At 72.7% G+C, this 22,353-nt stretch carries 3 protein-coding genes; all 3 read right to left on the bottom strand.

Annotated features, from left to right (window positions below):
• Positions 1-12: 12 nt before the first annotated feature.
• The 3 genes from ACIRB1_RS15520 to ACIRB1_RS15510 all read right to left on the bottom strand — a co-directional run bounded on the left by ACIRB1_RS15520 (position 13) and on the right by ACIRB1_RS15510 (position 22,053).
• On the bottom strand, positions 13-17,676 hold the full coding sequence (locus tag ACIRB1_RS15520) for a type I polyketide synthase (protein ID WP_403465893.1): 17,664 nt from the start codon (positions 17,674-17,676) through the stop codon (positions 13-15).
• 76 nt (positions 17,677-17,752) lie between these two features.
• The gene (locus ACIRB1_RS15515; RefSeq protein ID WP_403465892.1) at positions 17,753-18,973 is read right to left on the bottom strand and encodes a cytochrome P450; all 1,221 of its coding nucleotides are present in this window, start codon (positions 18,971-18,973) and stop codon (positions 17,753-17,755) included.
• A 119-nt stretch (positions 18,974-19,092) separates the two neighbouring features.
• The gene (locus ACIRB1_RS15510; protein ID WP_403465891.1) at positions 19,093-22,053 is read right to left on the bottom strand and encodes an AfsR/SARP family transcriptional regulator; all 2,961 of its coding nucleotides are present in this window, start codon (positions 22,051-22,053) and stop codon (positions 19,093-19,095) included.
• Between the last annotated feature and the right edge of the window lie 300 nt (positions 22,054-22,353).

Below are 22,353 nucleotides of genomic sequence, written 5' to 3'. Positions count from 1 at the left end.
TCGGGCTCGTGCCTACTTGCCGAACCGCTCCTGGATGAAGTCCAGGACCTCCTCCGCCGTCGTCGCGGACTCCAGCCCGCCGGTATCCGGCGCCGGTGGCGGGACGGACTCCTCCGGCCACCCGGCGAGCAGCTCCCGCAGCCGGCCCGCGACCGTGGCCGAGGTGGCGCTGTCACCCCGGTCGAGACGGGCCAGTACGGCTTCGAGACGGTCGAACTCGTCGTCCACCGACGTCACTTGGCCGTCCGGCTCGGTGCCGTCGCCCGACCCGGACGGCTCGGGCGCGTCCGTCGCCAGCTCCCCGCCGACGTACGAGGCGAGCGCCTCCGGTGTGGGATGGTCGAAGACCACTCCGACCGGCAGCCGCAGCCCGGTGGCCGCGCCGAGCCGGTTGCGGAACTCCACCGCGGTGAGCGAGTCGATGCCCAGGTCGCGGAAGAGCCGGGTGGACGACAGGTCGTCCGGGTCCGAGTGGCCCAGAACAGCCGCGAGTTGACGGAGCACCAGATCCCGTATCAACGTGGCCCGTTCGGCCGCCGTGGCTCCGGCGATCTGTGCGCGCCAGTGCGCTACGGCGTCGTCGGCACCGCCCGCGTCGGCGGGTCCGGCCCCCGTCGCCGCCTCCCACACGCCCCGGTAGCCGGGCTGTCCGAGGAACAGCCGGGTCGGCCGGGCGCCGATCGACCCGGCGTCGAGCCGCTCGAAGTCGATGTCGGCGATCACGATGTGCCCGAGCCCGCCGTCAAGACGCACCGCGCGGTCCAGCGCGCGCACCGCACGGTCCGGGGCCATCGACTCCATCGCGAACCTGTGCAGCCGGTTGGCGATCACCTCACCGCCCTCCAGGCCGCTGCCGCCCGCCCAATGTCCCCAGCCGATGGACAGCGCGGGCAGCCCGAGCGCCCGCCGCCGCAGGGCGAGCGCGTCGAGGAACGCGTTGCCCGGCGCGTAGCCGCCCTGCCCGGCGTCGGCGGTGACCCCGGCGAACGAGGAGAACAGGACGAACAGTTCCAGCGGAAGGTCACGGGTCAGCTCGTCCAGGTTCCTCGCGGCGAGCGCCTTCACCCGTAGCGCGCGGTCGAGTTGGGGCACGGTCAGGGATTCCAGGAGCGCGTCGTCGACCGCCGCCGCCGTGTGCACCACGGCCGTGAGCGGGTACTCGGCCGGGATCTCGCCCAGCAGCCGGGCCAGCGCCTCGCGGTCGGCGAGGTCGCAGGCGACGACGGTGACCTTCGTGCCCGACTCGTTTATCGCGGCGGCCAGTTCGGCGGCGCCCGGAGCGTCCGGCCCCCGCCGTCCCACGAGGAGGAGGTGGGGTGCGCCGAGGGTGGCCAGATGCCGGGCCACATGTCCGCCAAGAGCACCGGTACCGCCGGTCACGAGCACCGTCCCGGTCGGCTTCCAGTCCCCGGCATCGCCACCGGCCTCGTCCTCGGGCGTCCTGGTGTCGGCCGGCGCCGGCACCAGCCGCCTGGTCAGCGTCGCCGACGCACGCACCGCGACCTCGTCCTCGCCCGTGGCCCCGGAGAGGACTCCGACGAGCCGCGTCAACGCCCGTGGATCGAGGCCGGCTTCGTGGCCGCCCGGCAGGTCGACGACCCCGCCCCACCGCTCGGGATGCTCCTGCCGCACGGTGGCGCCGAGCCCCCAGACCATGGCGTGCTCCGGCGCGTCCACGGCATCGCCCGACTCCGCGGCGACCGCACCCCGGGTCAGGACCCACAGCGGGGCATCGCCCGCGAGGTCCGTGTCCACCAGGGCCTGCACCACGCCCAGGCTCGCCGCCAGCCCGCGCGGTACGGCCTCGTGCCCGGCGTCGGCCCCGTCCAGCAGCCCGGTGAGGGACAGCACCCCGACCGGCACCGGTACCTCGTCCTCGTCGCGCAGGGCGAGCAGTGCCTCGGCCACCTCGCCCCGGTCCGCGCCTGCCGGGAACTCCACCCGGCCGACCTCGGCGCCATGCGCCCGCAAGGCGGTCTCCACCGGACCGGCCACCGCCCGCGCCGCCTCGTCCTCGGGCACGAGCAGCAGCCAGCGCCCGGAGAGTTCAGGACGGCCGGGGGTCGCCACCCGCTCCCACACCACCCGGTGGCGCCAGCGGTCGAGCGCCGCGTCCTCCCGCGACCGGGTCCGCCAGTCGGCGAGCGCCGGCAGTACGTCTCGGAGCGAGGCCAACTGGCCGTTCACCAGAGGCAGTTCGCTCGCGAGCGTGTCGAAGTCCCCGCTCTCGACGGCCTCCCAGAAGCGCCGCTGACCCTCGTCGGCGGAAGCGTCCGCGCTCTCCGCCGGCCGGCTCGCCGGAGTGGCGAAGTACGCGGACTGGCGCGGCGAGTCGAGCCAGTACCGCTGACGCTGGAAGGCGTAGGTGGGCAGGTCGACGAAGATCGACGGGGTCCGCGCGTAGAGGGCGTCACGCCACGGCACGTCCACACCGGCGACGTAGGCCGCCGCCAGGGAGGCCGCGAAGCGGCGCGGGCCGCCCTGGTCCCGGCGCAGCGTGCCCAGCGCGGACGCCGACGTTCCCGCGTCCTCCACGGTCTCCTGAAGTCCGGTCAGCAGCACCGGATGCGGGCTCACCTCGATGAAGACCCGGTGCCCGCGCGCCAGCAACTCCCGTACGGCGACGTCGAATCGCACCGGCTCACGCATGTTGCGGTACCAGTAGTCGGCGTCCATCCCGGACCCGTCGCACGCCTCACCGGTGACCGTCGAGACGATCGGGATCTCACCGGCTCGGGGGGAGACCGGCGCGAGTTCCGCACGGACCCGCTCCTCCACCAGCTCCACCTGTGCCGAGTGGCCGGCGGCGATCGCGCCCTTCACCCGCCGGGCCCGTACGCCCGCCTCCTCGGCCTCCGCCAGGAACTCGTCCACCGCTGCGGCCTCGCCCGAAACCACCACGGACGTCGGCCCGTTGACCGCGGCGACGCTGAGCCGGTCGCCCCAGCGCGCCAGCCGTTCGGCGACCCACTCCCGCGGCTGCGCGACCGACGCCATGGCGCCGAGCCCGGACAGTTCCTCCTGCATGGTGCGGCTGCGCAGGCAGATGATCCGCGCCGCGTCCGGCAGCGACAGCGCGCCCGCGACACAGGCCGCGGCCACCTCGCCCTGCGAGTGCCCCACCACGGCCGCCGGTGTGATCCCGGCCGCCTGCCAGGTCCGGGCCAGCGCCACCATCACCGCGAACAGCAACGGCTGCACCACGTCGAGCCGTTGCATCGACGGCGCACCGGGCCGCTCGTGCAACACGTCGAGCACGGACCAGTCGACGTACTCGCCGAGCGCCGCGTCGCAGTCGGTGAGCGCGTCACGGAACGCCGTTGAGGAGTCGAGGAGTTCGAGCGCCATGCCGGGCCACTGTGACCCCTGCCCCGGGAACACCAGCACGGGATCGGCACCGGGAACACCGGCTCCCGCCGTCAGATCCGGATGCGCGCCGCCCTCGGCCAGGGCGCCGAGCGCCGCCAGTGCCCCCTCCCGGTCCTCGGCGACGACAGCCGCCCGATGCTCCAGTTCCGTCACCCGACTGGCGGCCAACGCCCGGCCGACCAATGGGAGTTCGAGGCCGGGGGACTCGCTGAGCAGATCCCGCAGCCGCCCGGCCTGACCCCGCAGCCCCGCCCCGCTGTGCGCGGACAACGGCAGCACGACCGGTCCGGACGCCTCCAACTCCTTGGCCTCCACGACCGGTTCGGCCTGCTCCAGGATGACGTGCGCGTTCGTACCGCTGATCCCGAAGGCGGAGACGGCCGCACGCCTGGACCGGTCCACGTCCGGCCACTCGCGCGCCCGGTCCAGCAGCGCGACACCGCCCGCAGCCCAATCCACATGGGAGGAAGGGGAGTCGAGATGCAGCGTGCGCGGAAGCATCCCGTGCTCCAGCGCCTGCACCATCTTGATGACACCGGCGATACCGGCGGCGGCCTGGGTGTGCCCGATGTTCGACTTGATGGACCCGAGCCACAACGGCCGCTCGGCGGGCCGGTCCTGGCCGTATGTGGCGAGCAACGCCTCGGCCTCGATGGGATCGCCGAGTGGCGTCCCGGTCCCATGCCCCTCTACGACGTCGACCTCGTCCGGCGCGAGCCCCGCGTCGGCGAGGGCCTGGCGGATCACGCGTTGCTGGGACTGTCCGTTGGGCGCGCTGAGCCCGTTCGAGGCACCGTCCTGATTGATGGCGGAGCCGCAGACCACGGCCAGCACGCGGTGCCCGTTGCGCCGCGCGTCGGACAGCCGCTCCACCACGAGGGTGCCGATGCCCTCGGAGAACGCCGAACCGTCCGCGTCGTCCGAGTACGACCGGCACCGCCCCGTCCGCCCGAGCACCTGCTGCCGGCTGAACTCGACGAAGCCGCCCGGCGTCGACATCACCGTCGCGCCACCCGCCAGGGCGAGATCGCACTCGCCCGAACGTAGCGCCCGCACCGCGAGATGCAACGCCACCAGCCCCGCCGAGCACGCCGTGTCCAGCGTCAGCGTGGGCCCCTCCAGCCCGTACACATAGGCGACCCGGCCGGACAGGACACTCGCCGTGTGCCCGAGCAGCAGATGGTTGGCGACCCCCTCAGGCGCATCGGTCACCCCACCCGCGTAGTCCTGCTCACCCGCGCCGATGAACACGCCCGTACTGCTCCCGCGCAACGAGGTCGGCGGGATGCCGGCCCGCTCGAACGCCTCCCACGACGTCTCCAGCAGCAGCCGCTGATGCGGGTCCATGGCCAGCGCCTCGCGCGGTGAGATCCCGAACAGACCCGCGTCGAACCCCGCGATGTCGTCGAGGAAACCGCCCTCGCGGGAGTACGACGTTCCGGTCGCGGCCGGGTCCGGGTCGTAGAGCGCGCCCAGGTCCCAGCCCCGGTCCTCGGGGAAGTCGGACACGGCGTCCCGCTCCTCGGCGACCAGCCGCCACAGGTCCTCCGGGGCGGTCGTGCCCCCGGGATAGCGGCAGGCCATCCCGATGATCGCCACCGGCTCGTCCGCCGCAGGCCGCGCCGCCGCCACCGGGGCGGTCTCGGAGGCCACACCGGTGAGACGGTCGCGGACGTACCGCGCCAGATCGCGGGGCGTGGGACGGTCGAAGACCACCGTGGTGGGCAGCGTCAGCCCGGTCGTCGCGGTGAGCCGGTTACGCACCTCCACCGCCGTCATCGAGTCCAGGCCGAGCGTCTTGAACGTCTGGCCGACATCCAGCGCCTCGGCCGAGGCGTGCCCGAGCGCAGCCGCGACCACATCCCGCACCAGGCCGAGCACCGCCCGCTCCTGCTCGGCGCGCGGCAACCCGCCGATCCGCCGCGCGTACGCCGCGCCGGCCTCGTCCGTCACCGCGTCCACGTCCGCGACCGACCGCGCCGCCTGTGGCAGCAGACTGAACAACGGGCCGGGCCGTACGGCCGCGAACCCCGCCAGCAGCCGTTCCCAGTCCGCGTCCACGACGATCCGGCACGTCTCGTCCCGGTCCAGCACATCCTGAAGCGCGGCGAGCGCGTCCTCCGGCGCCAACGGGACCAGCCCACCGCGCCGCAGCGCGGCACTCAACTCGTCGTCGGCCGCCATGCCTTCGCCTGCCCACGGCCCCCAGGCGATCGAGGTCGCGACCAGCCCGTCCGCCCGCCGACGCTGAGCGAGCGCGTCCAATACGGCGTTGGCGGCGGCGTAGGCACCCTGGCCGAGGCTGCCCCACACCCCGGCGATCGACGAGAACAGCACGAACGCGTCGAGGTCGAGCCCCAACTCCTGCGTCAGCTCGTCCAGATGCCGTGCCCCGTCGGCCTTGGCGGACAGCACCGCTGCCCAGTCCGCCGCCGACAACTCCACGACCTCGCCCGGCTCGAACACGCCGGCCGCATGGAACACCGCACGGGGACGGTGACGCAGCAGCACCTCGGCCACGGCACCTCGGTCGGCCGTGTCACATGCCTCGACGGACACCCGCGCACCGCGCTCGCGCAGCTCGGCCGCCAACTCGACTGCTCCCGGCGCGTCTTCACCCCGGCGGCTCGTCAGTACGACGTGATCGGCGCCCCCGTCCACGAGCCACCCGGCGACCCGCGCCCCGAGCGCACCGGTGCCGCCGGTGACGAGCACCGTGCCGGTGGGCCGCCATGGCTGTTCAGGGGCCCGGTCGGCGGACAGCGGCAGCACGCGCCGCCCGAGCACCCGTCCGTCGCGGATCGCGACCTGGTCCTCCCGGTCGGTACCCGATCGGGGGCCGGTCGAGCCCAGCACGGCGCACAGCGCGTCCAGATCTCGGGCGTCATGGACGCCGGGGAGATCCAGCAACCCGCCCCACCGGTCGGGCAGTTCGAGGGAGATCACCTGACCGAGACCCCATACCGCCGCCTGCCGCGGGTCGAGGACGGGATCCACCGCACCCTGGGTCACGTACCAGAGCAACGGGCCTGCCGTGGCAGCTTGCGCCACCTCGACGGCGAATAACCCCGGGTCCTCCGCGAGCGCGACCAGAGCCACGATCCCCGCCAACCCTGTCTGATCCGTGGCGAGTTCACCTACGACGACTTCAGCTCCCGCCCGTTCCAACGCGGCGGCCAGCGCGGTCACCCGCACATCGGCGCGGACCGCGCCGGAGGGCACGGCGACGAGCCAGCGCCCGTCGAGCCGGGCCGGGGTGTCGGCCACCGTCACGGGCACCCAGCCCACTCGACGGTCGGACCGCTCCCGGCGCGCCGACCGGCCCTGGGCCTGCAGCCAGTCCGTGAGTGCCGGGACGACCGATCGCACCTGCTCCTCGTCGACACTCAACTGCCGTGCCAGTTCGGCGGGTTGCGTCCGGGCGACGCTCTCCCGCAGGTCCAGGGCCGCTGCTCGCCCGGGTGCCTGGAGCCAGAAGCGGCTGTGCTGGAAGGGGTACGTGGGCAGATCGACCGTGCGGGCGCCGGTTCCCGCGAAGGCGGGCGTCCAGTCGACGGGCAGGCCCGACAGCTGGAGTGCCGCCATGGCTTCGGTGAACGTCGCCGCTTCCGGCCGGTCGCGTCGTAGCGCGGAGACGATCACCGGCTGCGCGTCGTCCGGGAGGCTGTCGCGGACCGCTGCGGTGAGGGTGCCGGCGGGACCGAGTTCGAGGTAGGCGGTCGCGGCCTCGGCGTGCAGGGTGGTGACGCCGTCGGCGAACCGTACGGCCTCGCGCACATGGCGCACCCAGTACGCCGGGGAGCACAGCTCCGCCGGATCGGCCACCGCGCCGGTCACGTTGGACACCACGGGCAGCGTCGGCGGGCGGAAGGGGACGCCGGCCAGGACCTCGGCGAAGGCGTCCAGCATCGTGTCCATGTGCGCGGAGTGGAAGGCGTGGCTGACCTTGAGCCGTTGCACCCGCCGCCCGTCCGCCTCGTACCGCAGCGTCACTTCCTCCACGGCGTCCCGCTCTCCCGAAATCACCACGGAAGAGGGGCCGTTGACCGCCGCGACACCGAGCCGGCCGCCGTACGGGGCGAGCACGGGACGGAGTTCGTCGGGTGTGACCGCGAGGGCGACCATGGCGCCGTCCGCCTCCACGGCCTGCATCAGCGTCCCGCGCGCGGCGACGAGGGCGCAGGCGTCGGGCAGGCTCCACACCCCGGCGACGTGCGCGGCCGCGAACTCGCCGATGGAGTGGCCGATCAGCAGGCCGGGTGTGACACCCCAGTGCTCCACGAGCCGGTACAGGGCGACCTCGATCGCGAAGAGCGCGGCCTGCGCGTAACCGGTCCGGTTCAGCAGCTCGGCCGCCTCGCCGAACACGACGTCCTGGAGGGGGAGTTGGAGGTGGGGTGCGAAGTGGTCGCAGATCTCGTCGAAGGCCGCGGCGAACACGGGCTGTGCGGCGTGCAGTTCGCGGCCCATGTCGAGCCGCTGGCTGCCCTGCCCGCTGAAGACCACGGCCAGCCGCCCGCCCGGCTCCGCCCGCCCGGTCAGCACCCCGGCCGCCGACCGTCCCTCGGCCAACGCCCGTAGCCGCGAGACCGCTTCCGTGCGCCCTTCGGCGATTACGGCCGCCCGCCTGGGCAGTTGGGTCCGCCCGCCGGCCAACGACCATCCGACATCCACCAACCGCACGTCGGACTCGGCCGAGTCGTCCAAGGTGTCCGCGATCCGGGCCGCCTGGGCGCGCAGCGCGTCCTCGCCAGCGGCCGACAGCAGCAGTGGCACGACGGCCGGTTCCGGCCCGCGCTCGATCGGCTCGTCCTCGCTCGGGGCCTGCTCCAGGATGATGTGCGCGTTCGTCCCGCTGATCCCGAAGGACGACACGGCGGCCCGCCGTACGCGTTCCACGGACGGCCACTCGCGCGCCCGATCCAGCAGTTCCACCCCACCGGAGGCCCAGTCCACGTGGGACGACGGCGTCGCGGAGTGCAGGCTGCGCGGCAGAACCCCCGCACGCATCGCCATGATCATCTTGATGAGGCCCGCGGCACCGGCGGCGGCCTGCGTGTGCCCGATGTTCGACTTGACGGACCCCAGCCACAACGGCCGTTCCTCAGATCGTTGTTGACCGTACGTGGCCATCAGGGCCTGCGCCTCGATGGGATCGCCCAGTGAGGTCCCGGTCCCGTGCCCCTCCACGACGTCCACCTGGTCCGGCGTGAGACCCGCGTCGGCCAGCGCCTGGCGGATCACGCGCTGCTGGGCCTGACCGCTGGGCGCGGTCAGCCCGTTCGAGGCGCCGTCCTGGTTGACGGCGGTACCCCGGACCACGGCGAGGACCCGGTGCCCGTTGCGCCGCGCGTCGGACAGCCGCTCCACCAGCAGCATGCCCACGCCCTCGGACCAGCCGGTGCCGTCGGCGCCCTCGGCGAACGACTTGCAGCGGCCATCGACCGCCAGGCCACCCTGCCGCGAGAACTCCACGAACGTGTCCGGCGCCACCATCACCGTCACCCCGCCGGCGAGGGCGAGATCGGACTCGCCCCGGCGCAGCGACTGCGCGGCGAGATGCAGCGCCACCAGCGAGGACGAGCACGCGGTGTCGACCGTGAGCGCGGGACCCTCCAGCCCCAGCGCGTAGGCGATCCGCCCGGAGGCCACACTGCCCGCGCCGCCCGTCAGCAGATACCCCTCGACGCCCTCCGGGACCTGCGCGAGACCCGTGCCGTAGTCGTGGTACATCAGCCCGGCGAACACCCCGGTCCGCGAACCGCGTACGGCCTCGGCCGGAATCCCGGCGTGCTCCAGCGCCTCCCAGGACACCTCCAGCAGCAGTCGCTGCTGCGGGTCCATGGCGAGCGCCTCGCGCGGCGAGATCCCGAACAGTGTCGGATCGAAGCCGGCCGCGTCCGCCAGGAAACCGCCGCTGCGGGTGGCGCTGGTGCCGCCCGCACCGGTGTCAGGGGCGAACAGCGCGCCCAGATCCCAGCCCCGGTCGGTCGGGAACCCGCCGATCGCCTCACGCTCGTCCAGCACCAACTGCCATAGATCCAGGGGCCCTTCGACCCCGCCGGGATAACGGCACGCCATCCCGACCACGGCAATGGGCTCGTCGTCCGGGTCCCGCTCCACCACGACGGGCTCCGGCGCGGACAGCGCTCCGGTCAGCCGCTCGTGCAGCAGCCGGGCCAACGCCTGCGGGGTGGGATGGTCGAAGACGACGGTGGACGGCAGCGTGAGCCCGGTGACCGAAGCCAGCCGGTTGCGCACCTCCACCGCCATCAGGGAGTCCACGCCCAACTCCCGGAACTCGGACGCCACATCGAGCCCCGCACCCTGCGCATGTCCGAGCACCAGCGCGGTCTCATCCCGGACCACGCCGACCAGCAACCGCTCCCGCTCGTCCCCGGACAAGCCGGCGAGCCGCTCCTCGAACGCCGACAGCGAACCGCCGCTCGGCTCCACGGCCCGGGCGGCGGACCTACGTCCGACACGCGGCGCGAGCAGCGACAAGAGCGGGGGCACCGGCCGCCCGCCCCGCGTCAGCGCACCGACGTCGACACGGGCCGGCACCAGCGCCGCGACCTCCGCGGGCGCGGCCAGAGCGGCGTCCAGCAACGCCAGCCCCTCCGCGGCCGACAACGGCAACAGCCCACCCCGGCGCATCCGCGCGAGATCCCGGTCCTCCAACTCCCCGGTCATACCGGTCGGCTGGTCCCACAGGCCCCACGCGAGGGACAGCGCGGGCAGGCCGAGACCGGTGCGGACGGCGGCCAGCGCGTCGAGATAGGCGTTCGCCGCCGCGTAGTTGGCCTGCCCCGGGTTCCCGAGCACCCCGGCGACCGAGGAGAACATCACGAACGCCGACAGATCGAGCCCGGCGGTCAACTCATGCAGATACAGGGCGGCTTCGGCCTTGGGCCGCAACACCGCGTCCACGGCCCGCTCGGTCAACCCCTCGACCGTGCCGTCCTCCAACACCCCGGCCGCGTGCACGACGGCACCCAGCGGATGTCCCGACCCCTGCACATCGGCGATGACCCCGGCCAACGCCTCACGATCACCGACATCACAGGCCCGTACCCCGACGACGGCACCCTCGGCGGCCAACTCCTCGACGAGGTCCGCCACTTCCGCCGATCCCGGCCCCGACCGGCTGAGCAGCAGCACCTGCCGTACACCGTGCGAGACGACGAGGTGACGGGCCACGAGGGCGCCCAGCGCGCCGGTGCCACCGGTGATCAACACCGTATGGTCCGGGTCGAAGCCGGCGGACACCTCGTCGTCCGGGCGGTACGTGTCGAGCCGCGGTGCGAACAACAGGCTGTCGCGCACGGCGAGTTGCGGCTCGCCGGAGGCCAGTACGAGCCCGGGTGACGAGTGCACCGCCCCCGACCCCGCGCCGTCCGGCGCGTCGACGAGGACGAACCTTCCGGGATGCTCACTCTGGGCCGAACGCACCAGCCCCCACACCGCCGCGTCCGCCGGCGCGGTCACCCGGTCCTCCGGCCGCGCCGAGACGGCCCCGGACGTGCGCACCACGAGGACGCAATTCCGCAGTGCGGGCTCGGTCACGAAGCGCCGCACGACATCGAGGGCGCGCAGCGTCACGTTCCTCGGCTGATGAGGAGATGCTGAGGTGGCGTCGAAAAGTACGGCGGACGGTTCGTCGGCGGGCACGGCCGCGAGGACGTCGGCCATCTCGTCGGCGTGGGAGATGACGGCGGACCAGTGGTCCGGGAGGCCCGTGTCCGGCGCGCCGCTCGCGGGCGTCAACTGCGTCCAGCGGAGGGCGAGAAGGGCATCGCGGCGCGCGTCGGACGAGGCCGCGCGCAGTTGCTCAGGGGCGATGGGCAGGAGCGCGAGTGAGTCGACGGAGACGACCGGTGCGCCGGTGGCGTCCGTCGCCGTCAGGGTCACGGCGTCCGCGCCCGTACGACGCACCCGGACCCGCAGCGTGCTCGCCCCGGCCGCGTGGACGCGCACGCCGGACCAGGCGAAGGGGAGTCGTATGCCGGGAGCCGCGGGGAGCAGTCCTGTGGCCGCGACGGCGTGCAGGGCGGCATCGAGCAGCGCGGGGTGGAGGACGAACTCCTCGGCCCCCTCAGTGAGTTCACCGGAGAGGGCGACGTCGGCGAAGACCTCGTCACCGGCGCGCCACAGGGCTCGTACCCCTTGGAAGGCGGGCCCGTAGTCATAGCCCTGGGCGGCCAGTTCGTCGTAGAGCCCGTCCATGGGGATCTGTTGAGCGCCGGTGGGCGGCCACTCGGTCAACCCGTCCTCGGGTGCGTCCGGTTGTGCGTCGTCGGCGGTGAGTACGCCCTCGGCGTGCAAGGTCCATGAGGTGCCGGAGGTGGGGCGGGAGTGGACGGTGATCCTGCGGCGGCCGGTGTCGTCCGGTTCCTCCACCGTGACCTGGACGGTCACAGGTCCGGAGAGTGCGAGGGCCGCGCGGAGGGTGAGGTCGTCGACCGTGCCGCACCCGACCTCGTCACCGGCGCGTACCGCCATCTCGACGAACGCCGTACCCGGCAGCAGGACCGTGCCCGCGACGGCGTGATCCGTCACCCACTCCGGCGCGGAGCGTTCCAGGCCGCCGGTGAGCACGACACCGCCGTCCGCCAGTCCGACGGACGTGCTCAGCAACGGGTGTTCACGGACGTCGACGCCCGGTCGTCCCGCGGCGGCCGACTTCGAGCGGTCCAGCCAGTAGCGGTGGTGCTGGAAGGGATAGGTGGGGAGCGGGATGTGCCGCCGAGGGGTGGGGAGTTGGGTGGTCCAGGTGGGGGTGGTGCCGGTGACGTGGGCCTGGGCCAGGGCGGCGGCGAACTGCGGGGGCGTGTTGCGGCGGAGCGTGTGCAGGGCGTTGACGGAGGTGTTGGTGGCTTCCGCGGTTTCCTCGATGGCCGGGGTGAGGACGGGGTGCGGGCTTGTCTCGATGGTGGTGCGGTGACCGGCGGTGAGGAGGTGGGACAGGGCCTGGTGGAAGCGGACGGGGCGACGGAGGTTGAAGTACCAGTAGTCGGCGTCCAGTTCGAGGCCTTGGACCGGTTCACCTGTGACGGTGGAGACCATCGGGATGACGGCGGGCTGCGGGGCGATCCCGGCGAGCGCGGTGGTGATGTGGCCGTGCTGGGCGTCGACCTGGGGTGAGTGGGAGGCGTAGTCCACATTGACTCGGCGAACGCGGATGCCTGACGGGGTCCACTCCGCGGTGAGTTCGTCCAGTGCTTCGGGTGTGCCGCTGATGACCGTGCTGGTGGGGGAGTTGTGGGCGGCGATGGTGATCCGGTCGCCCGCGTGTTCCTCGACCCAGTCGGCGCTTCTGCTGACGGTGGCCATGCCGCCGTGGCCGGAGAGCTGGCGCATGGCGGTGGAGCGGACCGTGACGACGCGGGCCGCGTCGGCGAGGCTGAGGATGCCGGCGATGTGTGCGGCGGCGACCTCACCCTGGGAGTGGCCGATGACGGCGGCGGGTTGGACGCCGGCCGATATCCAGAGGCGGGCGAGGCTGGTCATCACCGCGAAGAGCGCGGGCTGGACCATGTCCACGCGGTCCATCCAGGCGTCGTCGTCACCCGTGAGGACGGAGACGAGGGACCAGCCGGTGAGCGGGTCGAGGGCGGCGGCGCAGGCGTCCACTGCCTCGCGGAAGGCCGGGCTGCTGTCGTAGAGGCCGCCGGCCATGCCCGCCCATTGGGAGCCCTGTCCGGGGAAGACGAAGACCGGGCCGCGTCCGCTGTTCGTCACCGGCCCCGAACTGGTCGTCAGATGGGGGAGGTTGGTGCCCCCGGCCAGGGCACGGAGCCCCTCGATCGCGCCGCCTCGGTCGTCCGCGACGACGACCGCCCGGTGCGGCAGCGACGCCCGGGTGGTCACCAACGCGTGCGCGACATCCGGGAGGCGCAGCTCGGGCTCGGTCTCCAGCCACTCGGCCAACCGGGCCCCGCTCGCCACCAGGGCCTCCGCGCTCCCGGCCGACACGACCAGCGGGACCGTGCCGGAAGGCTGCACTAACTCGGCCTGTGCGGCGGACTGTTCGGCCTGTTCCAGGATGACGTGGGCGTTCGTGCCGCTGATGCCGAACGCGGAGACGGCGGCACGGCGGACGCGGTCCGTCTCCGGCCAGTCACGCGTCACGCCGAGGAGTCGGACCGTTCCGGAGGACCAGTCCACATGAGAGGTCGCCTCGGTGAGGTGCAGGGTGCGGGGCAGTACCCCGTGCCGCAGGGCGAGGACCGTCTTCATGACTCCGGCGATACCGGCGGCGGCCTGGGTGTGACCGATGTTCGACTTGATCGAGCCGAGCCACAACGGACGGTCCGCCGGGCGGTGTTGGCCGTAGGTGGCCAGGAGTGCCTGGGCCTCGATGGGGTCTCCCAGACGGGTGCCGGTGCCGTGCGCCTCGACCGCGTCGATGTCCGTCGCGGCGAGTCCCGCGCTCTCCAACGCCTGTTGGATCAGGCGGGCTTGGGAGCGGCCGTTGGGTGCGGTGAGGCCGTTGGAGGCGCCGTCCTGGTTGATGGCGGAGCCTCGGACGACGGCCAGGACGGGGTGTCCGTGGCGGCGCGCGTCGGAGAGGCGCTCGACCAGCAGCGTCCCCACACCCTCGGACCAACCGGTGCCGTCAGCCGACTCGTCGAATGCCTTGCAGCGGCCGTCAGGTGACAGGCCGCCCTGCCGGGAGAACTCCAGGAACATGCCGGGCGTCGACATCACCGTCGCGCCGCCCGCCACGGCCAGGTCGCACTCACCGTTGCGCAGGGACTGCATCGCCAGGTGCAGGGCGACCAGCGAGGACGAGCAGGCGGTGTCGACCGTCAGCGCCGGACCCTCCAGGCCGAAGACGTACGCCAACCGCCCGGACGCCACGCTCGCCGCGTGCCCGGTGAGCAGGAACCCCTCACTGCCCTGGGCCTGTTGGGGCGCGGTGTACGTCGCGTAGTCCTGCTCGTTGGTTCCGACGAACACACCCGTACGGCTGCCGCGCAGCGAGCCGGGGTCGATCCCCGCCCGCTCGAAGGCCTCCCACGAGGTCTCCAGCAGCAGTCGCTGATGCGGGTCCATCGCGAGCGCCTCGCGAGGCGCGATACCGAAGAGCGAGGCGTCGAAACCGGCCACGTCGTCCAGGAACCCGCCCCGGCGCACATAGGAGGTACCGGGGTTCGTCGGGTCGGGGTCGTACAGCTCCTCGATGTTCCAGCCCCGGTCCTCGGGGAAGTCCGCGATCGCGTCCCGCTCCTCGACCAGCAGACGCCACAGGTCGTCCGGCGTCCGGACACCGCCGGGGAAGCGGCAGGCCATGCCGACGATCACGATCGGATCGTCGTCCTCGCTCTTCGCCGCGCCGGTGGCCGGGGCTGTCTCCTCCGGGACACCGGCCAACTCGTCCCGCAGGAAGGCGGCCAGCTCGGCCGGACTCGGGTGGTTGTAGGTCGAGTTGACCGGCACGCGGTGGCCCAGCAGTGCCGAGAGCCGCTTGCACAGCTCTACGCCGGCGAACGAGTCGAAGCCCAGTTCCTTGAAGGGCAGGTGCTCCGGGACGTCGGCGGCGGAGGCATGGCCCAGCACTCGGGCGCATTCGTTCAGTACGACGTCCAGGAGCGTCGACAGGTCCGGGGCCGGGGCATCCGCCGTGTCGTAGTCGTCCTCGGGCTCGGCGATCGCGGCTGTGGGACCCGGCTGCGCGGTCAACTGCGGCCAGTAGCTCTGGCGTTGGAAGGCGTAGGTGGGGAGGGGGACCGTGCGGCCCGCCGTAGTCCAGGTGGGGGCGGTTCCCGTGGTGTACGCGTGGGCGAGGACCGTGGCGAAGTGTGTGGGGGTGTTACGGCGCAGCGTGTGCAGGGCGTTGATGGGTGCGCCGGTTGCCTCCGCCGTCTCCTCGACCGCAGGGGTGAGGACGGGGTGCGGGCTCGCTTCGATGGTGGTGTCGTGGCCCGTGGCGGTGAGGCAGGTGAGGGCCTGGTGGAATTGGACCGGACGGCGGAGGTTGAAGTACCAGTAGTCGGCGTCGAGTTCGGGGCCTTGGACCGGTTCGCCGGTGACGGTGGAGATCATCGGGAGGGTTGCCGGCTGGGGGGTGATCCCGGCGAGCGTGGTGGTGATGTGGTTGTGGTGGGTGTCGACTTGGGGTGAGTGGGAGGCGTAGTCGACGTTGACCCGTCGTACGCGTACGCCCAACGGTTCCCACTCCGCCGTGAGTTGGTCGAGTGCTTCGGGTGTGCCGCTGATGACTGTGGCGGTGGGGGAGTTGTGGGCGGCGATGGTGATCTGGTCGCCTGCGTGTTCTGTGACCCAGTGGGCGCTTGCGCTGACGGTGGCCATGCCGCCGTGGCCGGAGAGGTGGCGCATGGCGGTGGAGCGGACCGTGACGATGTGGGCTGCGTCGGCGAGGGAGAGGATGCCGGCGATGTGTGCGGCGGCGATCTCGCCTTGTGAGTGGCCGATGACGGCGGCGGGTTGGATGCCGTTGGCCATCCAGAGGCGGGCGAGGCTGGTCATCATCGCGAAGAGGGCGGGTTGGACCATGTCCACCCGCTCCAACCAGGTCTCGTCTTCTCCGGTGAGTGTGTCGATGAGGGACCAGCCGGTGAGCGGGTCGAGGGCGGTGGCACACGCCTCCAGGGCCTCGCGGAAGGCCGGGCTGCTCGCGTACAGACCGTGCGCCATGCCCGCCCACTGCGAACCCTGTCCGGGAAACACGAACACCGGGCCCCTGCGCGCCGGTGTGACCGGTCCGGCGCTCGTGACGACGTGGGGTGCGGGGCGCCCGGCGGCCAGTGACCGCAGTCCGCTCAGCGCGCTGTCGCGGTCTTCGGCGACCACCACCGCCCGGAACGGCAGTACCGCACGAGTGGTGGCCAACGTGTGTGCCACATCGGCGAGTTGGAGGTCCGGGGATGCTTCCACGTGGTCCGCGAGCCGATTCCCGTAGGCGGCCAGTGCCTCCGCGCTGCCCGCCGACACCGTTAATGGGACCGCTCCGCCGGGCTGTGCGGTCGTATCGCCTTCTGTCGCTTCCGGGCCCTCGCCCAGGACGAGGTGGGCGTTGGTTCCGCCCACTCCGAACGAGGAGACGCCGGCCAGCAACGGGCGGTCGTGCCGGGGCCATGGGCCGGTCTCGGTCTGGACCCGTAGGTTCAGACGGTCGAGGGGGATGGCGGGGTTGGGGGTCTCGAAGTTGAGGCTGGCGGGGAGTTGGCGGTGGTGCAGGGAGAGGGCGGCCTTGATGAGGCCCACCACGCCGGCCGCGCCCTCCAGATGACCCACGTTCGTCTTCGCCGAGCCGACCGCCAGGGGGACCGACCTCTCGGACCCCGCACCGAAGGCCGCGCCCAGCGCCTGCGCCTCGACCGGGTCGCCAACCGGCGTTCCCGTGCCGTGCAGTTCGACGTACTGGACCTTGTCGGGGTGGACGCCCGCCGCTGCGAGCGCCGCGTCGATCACCTCGCGCTGGGCGTCCGGGTTCGGGACCGCCAGGGCCTCGCCGGCGCCGTCGTGGTTGACGGCGGAACCGTGGATGACGCAGTAGACGCGGTCCCTGTCGGCCAGGGCCCGGGAGAGGGGCTTGAGGACGACGAGTGCGCCGCCCTCGCCGCGGACGAAGCCGTTGGCGCGGGCGTCGAAGGTGAAGCAGCGGGCGTCGGGGGAGAGGCCGCCGAAACGCTCCACGGCGAGGGTGCTCTCGGGGGCGAGGTTGAGATGGACGCCGCCCGCGAGGACGAGACTCGACTCACCCCTGCGCAGGCTGTCGACGGCCAGATGGACTGCGACCAGGGAAGAGGACTGGCCGCAGTCCACCGTCATGCTCGGCCCCCGCAGCCCCAGCGAGTAGGAGAGCCGGTTGGCGATGACGCCTCGCTGGATGCCGGTGAACATGTGCCGGGTGATGCCTTGTGGGCCGTTCCGGCGCAGCAGGGTCGCGTAGTCGTCGGAGATCGCACCGACATAGACGCCTGCGGGGGTGCCTCCGACGGAGTCGGGGGCGATACCGGCGTCCTCCAGCGCTTCCCAGCCCAGTTCGAGGGCGAGTCGCTGCTGGGGGTCCATGGCCAGTGCCTCGCGGGGGGAGACACCGAAGAAGGCGGCGTCGAAGCCGTCGACACGGTCGAGGTAGCCGCCGGGGCGTTCCGTGTCGTGCGGCGCCGGGTGCCGCTCCGCGGGAGGGGCGCCGATCGCGTCCCGGCCCTCCCGCAGCAGTTGCCAGAAGGCGGACGGGTCCGGTGCGCCCGGCAGCCGGCAGGCCATGCCGACCACCGCGACCGGCTCGTCGCCGTCCCTGCCCGTCGTCGGGTCCGTCACCGTCACCTCTGCCATCGCGGACATCCCTCCCCTTCGCGGATTGCGTACGCCGGCCACCGCACCGCCCTCGCGTGTGCGGGCTGCGGTGCGGTCAGGCGGCGCCGTGCGGCCGTACCGGCAGCCGGTCCAGGCCGTGGGTGACGGTGCTCAGCCGCCACTTCAGCTCGGCGGGGTCGACCGCGAGGGTCAAGTCGGGGAAGCGGTCGAGGAGTTGACCGAGGGCGATCTCGGCCTCCAGACGGGCCAGCGGCGCGCCCATGCAGTAGTGGATGCCGTGACCGAACGTCATCTGGCCGCCGATCGGCCGGGTGATGTCGAGGAGTTCGGGGTTGTCGAACCGGTCCGGGTCACGGTTCGCCGCCATCAGCGACACCATCACCACCTCGCCGACCGGGATGGTCACGTCGCCGAGGGTCACCGGTTCCACCGTGAACCGGAACGTGGCGAGGTTGACCGGCCCGTCGAAGCGCAGGAACTCCTCGACGGCCTGCGGCAGCAGCCCACGGTCCGCGCGCAGGGCGGCGAGCTGCTCGGGGTGGGTGAGCAGGGCCAGGACACCGTTGCCGATCAGGTTGACGGCGGTCTCGGTGCCGGCGGAGAACATGAGGTAGATCGTGGCGAGGAGCTCGCCCTCGCTCAGCTTGTCGTCCTCGTCGCGGGCCGCGATCAGCGCGCTCAGCAGGTCGTCGCCCGGGTTGTCACGCTTGACCTGGATCAGCTTCACCAGGTATTCGCGCATCGCCGAGGTGGCCTCCTCGTACCCCTCGGGGGCGAGGTCGGCGAGCACGACGCTGGCGTAGCGGCCGAAGGCGAGTCGTTCGGCCTCCGGCACGCCGAGGAGGGTGCAGAGGAGTTCCATCGGGACGGGGAACGCGAGCGCCTCCAGGAGGTCGATCTCGTCGTGCTTCTCCATCTCGTCGAGCAGACTGCTGGTCAGCTCCTCCAGCATCGTGCGCATGCCCTCGACGCGGCGCGGGGTGAAGGCCTTGTTCACCAGCCTGCGCATCCGGGTGTGGTCCGGCGGGTCGCTGGCGAGCATGTGGCCGACGAGGGCCTCGTCGTACTGCTTGGGAGCCATGCCCTCCTTGGTGTGACGGGCCATCAGTTCGTTGAGACCCTTGAAGGACTTGCTCAGCTTGGGCTCGCTCAGCGCCTGCCGGACCTCTTCGTAGCGGGTCACGATCCAGACCAGCGAGCCGTTCGGCAGCATCACCTTCACTGCGGGCCCGGCCTCGCGGAGCCGCTTCAGCACCTCGTGGGGCGTCTGGACGAAGCTGAGGTCCAGCTCCTCGGTCACCTGTGTTTCCTGCACGACTGCGCCCTCCTGGCCACTGGGGTTCGCTGCTCCGGGGAGCATGGGCCCAGCCCCTTGCCACGGGCTCGCGCGACGGCTTGCGGTCCACTGGCGGGAGACCTTGCGGTCGGCTTGCGTCAGCCGGAGGCCTCCCGCGGCTCCGCCGCCCGCAGCTCGGCCAGCCTGCGGCGCAGCGCGCCCGCCTCGGGGTGGTGCAGGGCGTCCAGGACGGACAGCGCGCCTTCCCAGGACTCGGCCGCCAAGTCGTCGTAGCCCTGGGCGTGTTGGGTCTGGCCGACGTGGACGAGCACGTCGGCCTCCAGACAGCGGTCGCTCAACTCCCGGTACAGACCGCGCGCCCGCCGGTAGTGGCTCAGGGCCCGGTCGTACTCGCCGAGGTGGTGGTGGGCGTGGCCGAGGCCGTCGTGCGCGGCGGCCTGGCCGTTCAAGTCGCCCGCTGCGCGGGAGAGTTCGACGGCGCGGGCACAGTGGTCGAGTGCGGCGTGGTGGTCGCCCTTCAGGACCAGTGTCCGGCCGATGTCGTTGAGGACACTGCCCTCGCCCAGGGTGTCCCTGGCGCTCCGGTAGAAGGCGAGCGCCTGGCCGTAGTGGTCCAGGGCGCGGTCGTGCCGTAGGGCGGCGTTGGCGCGGAAGGCGAGAGCGCGGTGCGTGGCACCCTGGCCGCGGGGATCGTCGGCCTCCGTGAACAGGCTGAGCGCGCGGAACAGATGGGTGCGCGCCTCGACAGGCCGCCCGAGCCGTCCGTGGGCGAACCCCAGCGCCCGGTGGGCGTTCGCGGCGGCCCACAGGTCGCCCTGCGACTCGGCGCTCAGCAGACAGATCTTCTGCAACGCCAGCTGCTCGTCCCAGCGTGCGCGCCGGTCCAGATGGACTTCGAGCGCAAGCCCCAACTGGCAGACGTGGGCGTGCAGTCCACGGGCCGCGGCCTCCCCGGCGACCGGGATCAGCACGGGCAGCAGCAGCCGCTCCAGCCAGTCGGCGGCCCGCTCGCCGTCGGGCAGCGGCTCCTGCGTCGTACGGGGCTGGAGGCGCGGCAGCGGCCACTGTTCCGTTCGCTGCGGGGCGAGTCGGGTCGCCGCCGTGCGGGCGGTGTACACGTAATGGTCGAGCATCCGCCGTATGGACAGCCCGCGTTGGTCCTCCGGGTCGCTGTCGCGCAGCAACTCCCGGGCGTAGGCGGCGAGAAGGTCGTGCAGGGCATACAGGTCCGGCGCCTCCTCGGTGAGCAGCTGTGCGCGGGCCAGCTCGGCGAGGAGTTCCCGGGCCAGTTCGAGCGGGGCCCCGGCCAGACTGGCGGCGGTGGTGGCCGCGATGCCGAACCCGGGGTGCAGCGCCAGCAGCCGGAACATCCTGGCCGAGTCCGGCGCCAACTGCCGGTAGGACCAGGTGAAGACCGTGCGGATGTCGGCGTGCCGGCCACTGCCGGCGAACTCGTCCAGGGTGACCGCCCGCGCCCTGAACTCGCTTGCCACGCACGGGAGACGACCGTCCGCCCGGGCCTCCGCGACGGCCGACGCCGGCGGCGGCCGGTCACCCGCGGCGTCGATGTCGTCGACCGAGCCGACCGGGTCACCCGCTTCCGGTCCCGTCCCGGTCCTACGGCCGCCGAGGCGGCGGACGAGTGCCTCGCGGGCCTCGGCCGGGCTCGGATCGGCCAGCTCCAGTGGACGTGCGCCATCGGGGGCGACGAGCCCGCCGAGCCGGTCGCGGCTGGTGACGAGGACCAGGGCATCGGGGGTGCCGGGCAGCAGCGGCCGTACCTGATCGGAGTCGGCCACGTCGTCGAGCACGATCAGCAGCCGCAGGCCGGCGAGTGTAGCGCGGTACAGGTCGGTCCGGGCGTCCCGGTCGGCCGGGATCTCCCCGTCCGGAACTCCTAACGCGACCAGCATGGCGTGCTGCGCCTCGCCCGGGGTGACCCGTATGCCGTCGGGGGTGATGCCGCGCAGGTCGAGATAGAGCTGTCCGTCGGGGAAGCGGGGGGCGATGCGGTGGGCCCAGTGCACGGCGAGCGCGGTCTTGCCGGCGCCGGCTACGCCCACGATCGCCACGGGCGGCCGGGACGCGGCGCGGCTGTTGCCGGTGTGGCGCGGGCGGCGGGGCTCCGCCCGGACGTGACCGGCATCGTCCGGGAGCGGCGCGTCGATCGGTAACAGCGTGTCCAGGCGGGCGAGTTCGGCCTTCCTCCCCGCGAAATCCGTCGCATCCGGAGGCAGTTGGGAGGGTCGTAAAAGAGACCGGCGCGGCTCCTGGGGCCTTGTGCGGGCGGGTTCGGCGGGGAGGACGGGTGACAGGCGCGGGGGCGTATACGCGCCGCGGCGCATGATGTCCTGGTGGACGGACCGGAGTTCGGGCCCGGGGGCGATGCCCAGCTGCTCGTCGAGCCGCGTGCGGACCGCGTGGTAGGCCTGGAGTGCCTCGGCCTGGCGGCCGGTCGCGGCGAGGGTACGGACGAGCTGGGCCTGGAGTATCTCGTCCAGCGGATGCTGGGCGGCGGCCGGCTGGAGTATGTCGAGGACGGACCCCGGTTCGCCCACGGCGGTGGCGATGACCGCGGCCTCCTTCACGGCCGTCAGGTACTCGCGGTCCACGGCCACGAAGTACGGGTGCTGCGCGATGTGCGGCAGGATCCCGGACGCCGTCGGCCCCCGGGACAGGCGTAACGCACGGGTGAGCATCCGGACGCTGTCGCGCAGCGCTCCGGTGCCGCCCATGTCCTCGGCGGCACCGCGCAGTTGGCGGAAACGCAGCAGATCGAGGGTGGCGGGGGAGGCGTCCAGACGGTAGCCGCCCGAGACCCGCACCAGCCGGGGGGCAGGCGTACCGTCCTCGCTCGCGTCGGCCACCGACGGCGTCTCCAGGAGTCTGCGGACGGCCGCCGCGTGACGGTAGACGACGTTGGCGGCACTGCTCGGCGGCGTCTGCCCCCACAGGACGTCGATGATCGTGCTCAGACTCGTCGGCTGCCCCGACCGCACCAGCAACAGGGCCAGCAGGGCCTGTCTCTTGGCGGGGCCCAGCTCGAGTTCCGCGTCGTCCTGCCACGCCCGCACGGGCCCCATTACCGTCAACCACACGAATCCGAGATTAGTCGAGTTCGAACGCGAGTATGGTTCGGTTGCCCTTATCGCCCGTGGTCCGCGGCGGAAGCGGGCGGGGAAGCGTCAGGGTGGCGACAAGACGTGTGGTGGCTGAATGCAACCGCTCTTGAAGCGCGTCACATTTTCGGCACAACATGTGTTCTACGATCGCGCCGCAGGACGGATTCGAGGCGTTCGTGTCGTGGTCGAACGCCCATGCCGGGAAAAGGAAAAGAGGATGCCCAGTTGGGTCGGGTGCTCGTAAACCTCCAGGAAAGAACGGGTAGACCGTCGGGC

Source organism: Streptomyces sp. NPDC096013 (genome assembly GCF_044763565.1).
Classification (GTDB): domain Bacteria; phylum Actinomycetota; class Actinomycetes; order Streptomycetales; family Streptomycetaceae; genus Streptomyces.
This window is presented reverse-complemented; position numbering and strand designations above follow the sequence as displayed.

Coding starts and splice junctions, on each gene's coding strand:
- ACIRB1_RS15520 (WP_403465893.1), bottom strand. CDS start 17,676: ATGGCAGAGGTGACGGTGACGGACCCGACGACGGGCAGGGACGGCGAC.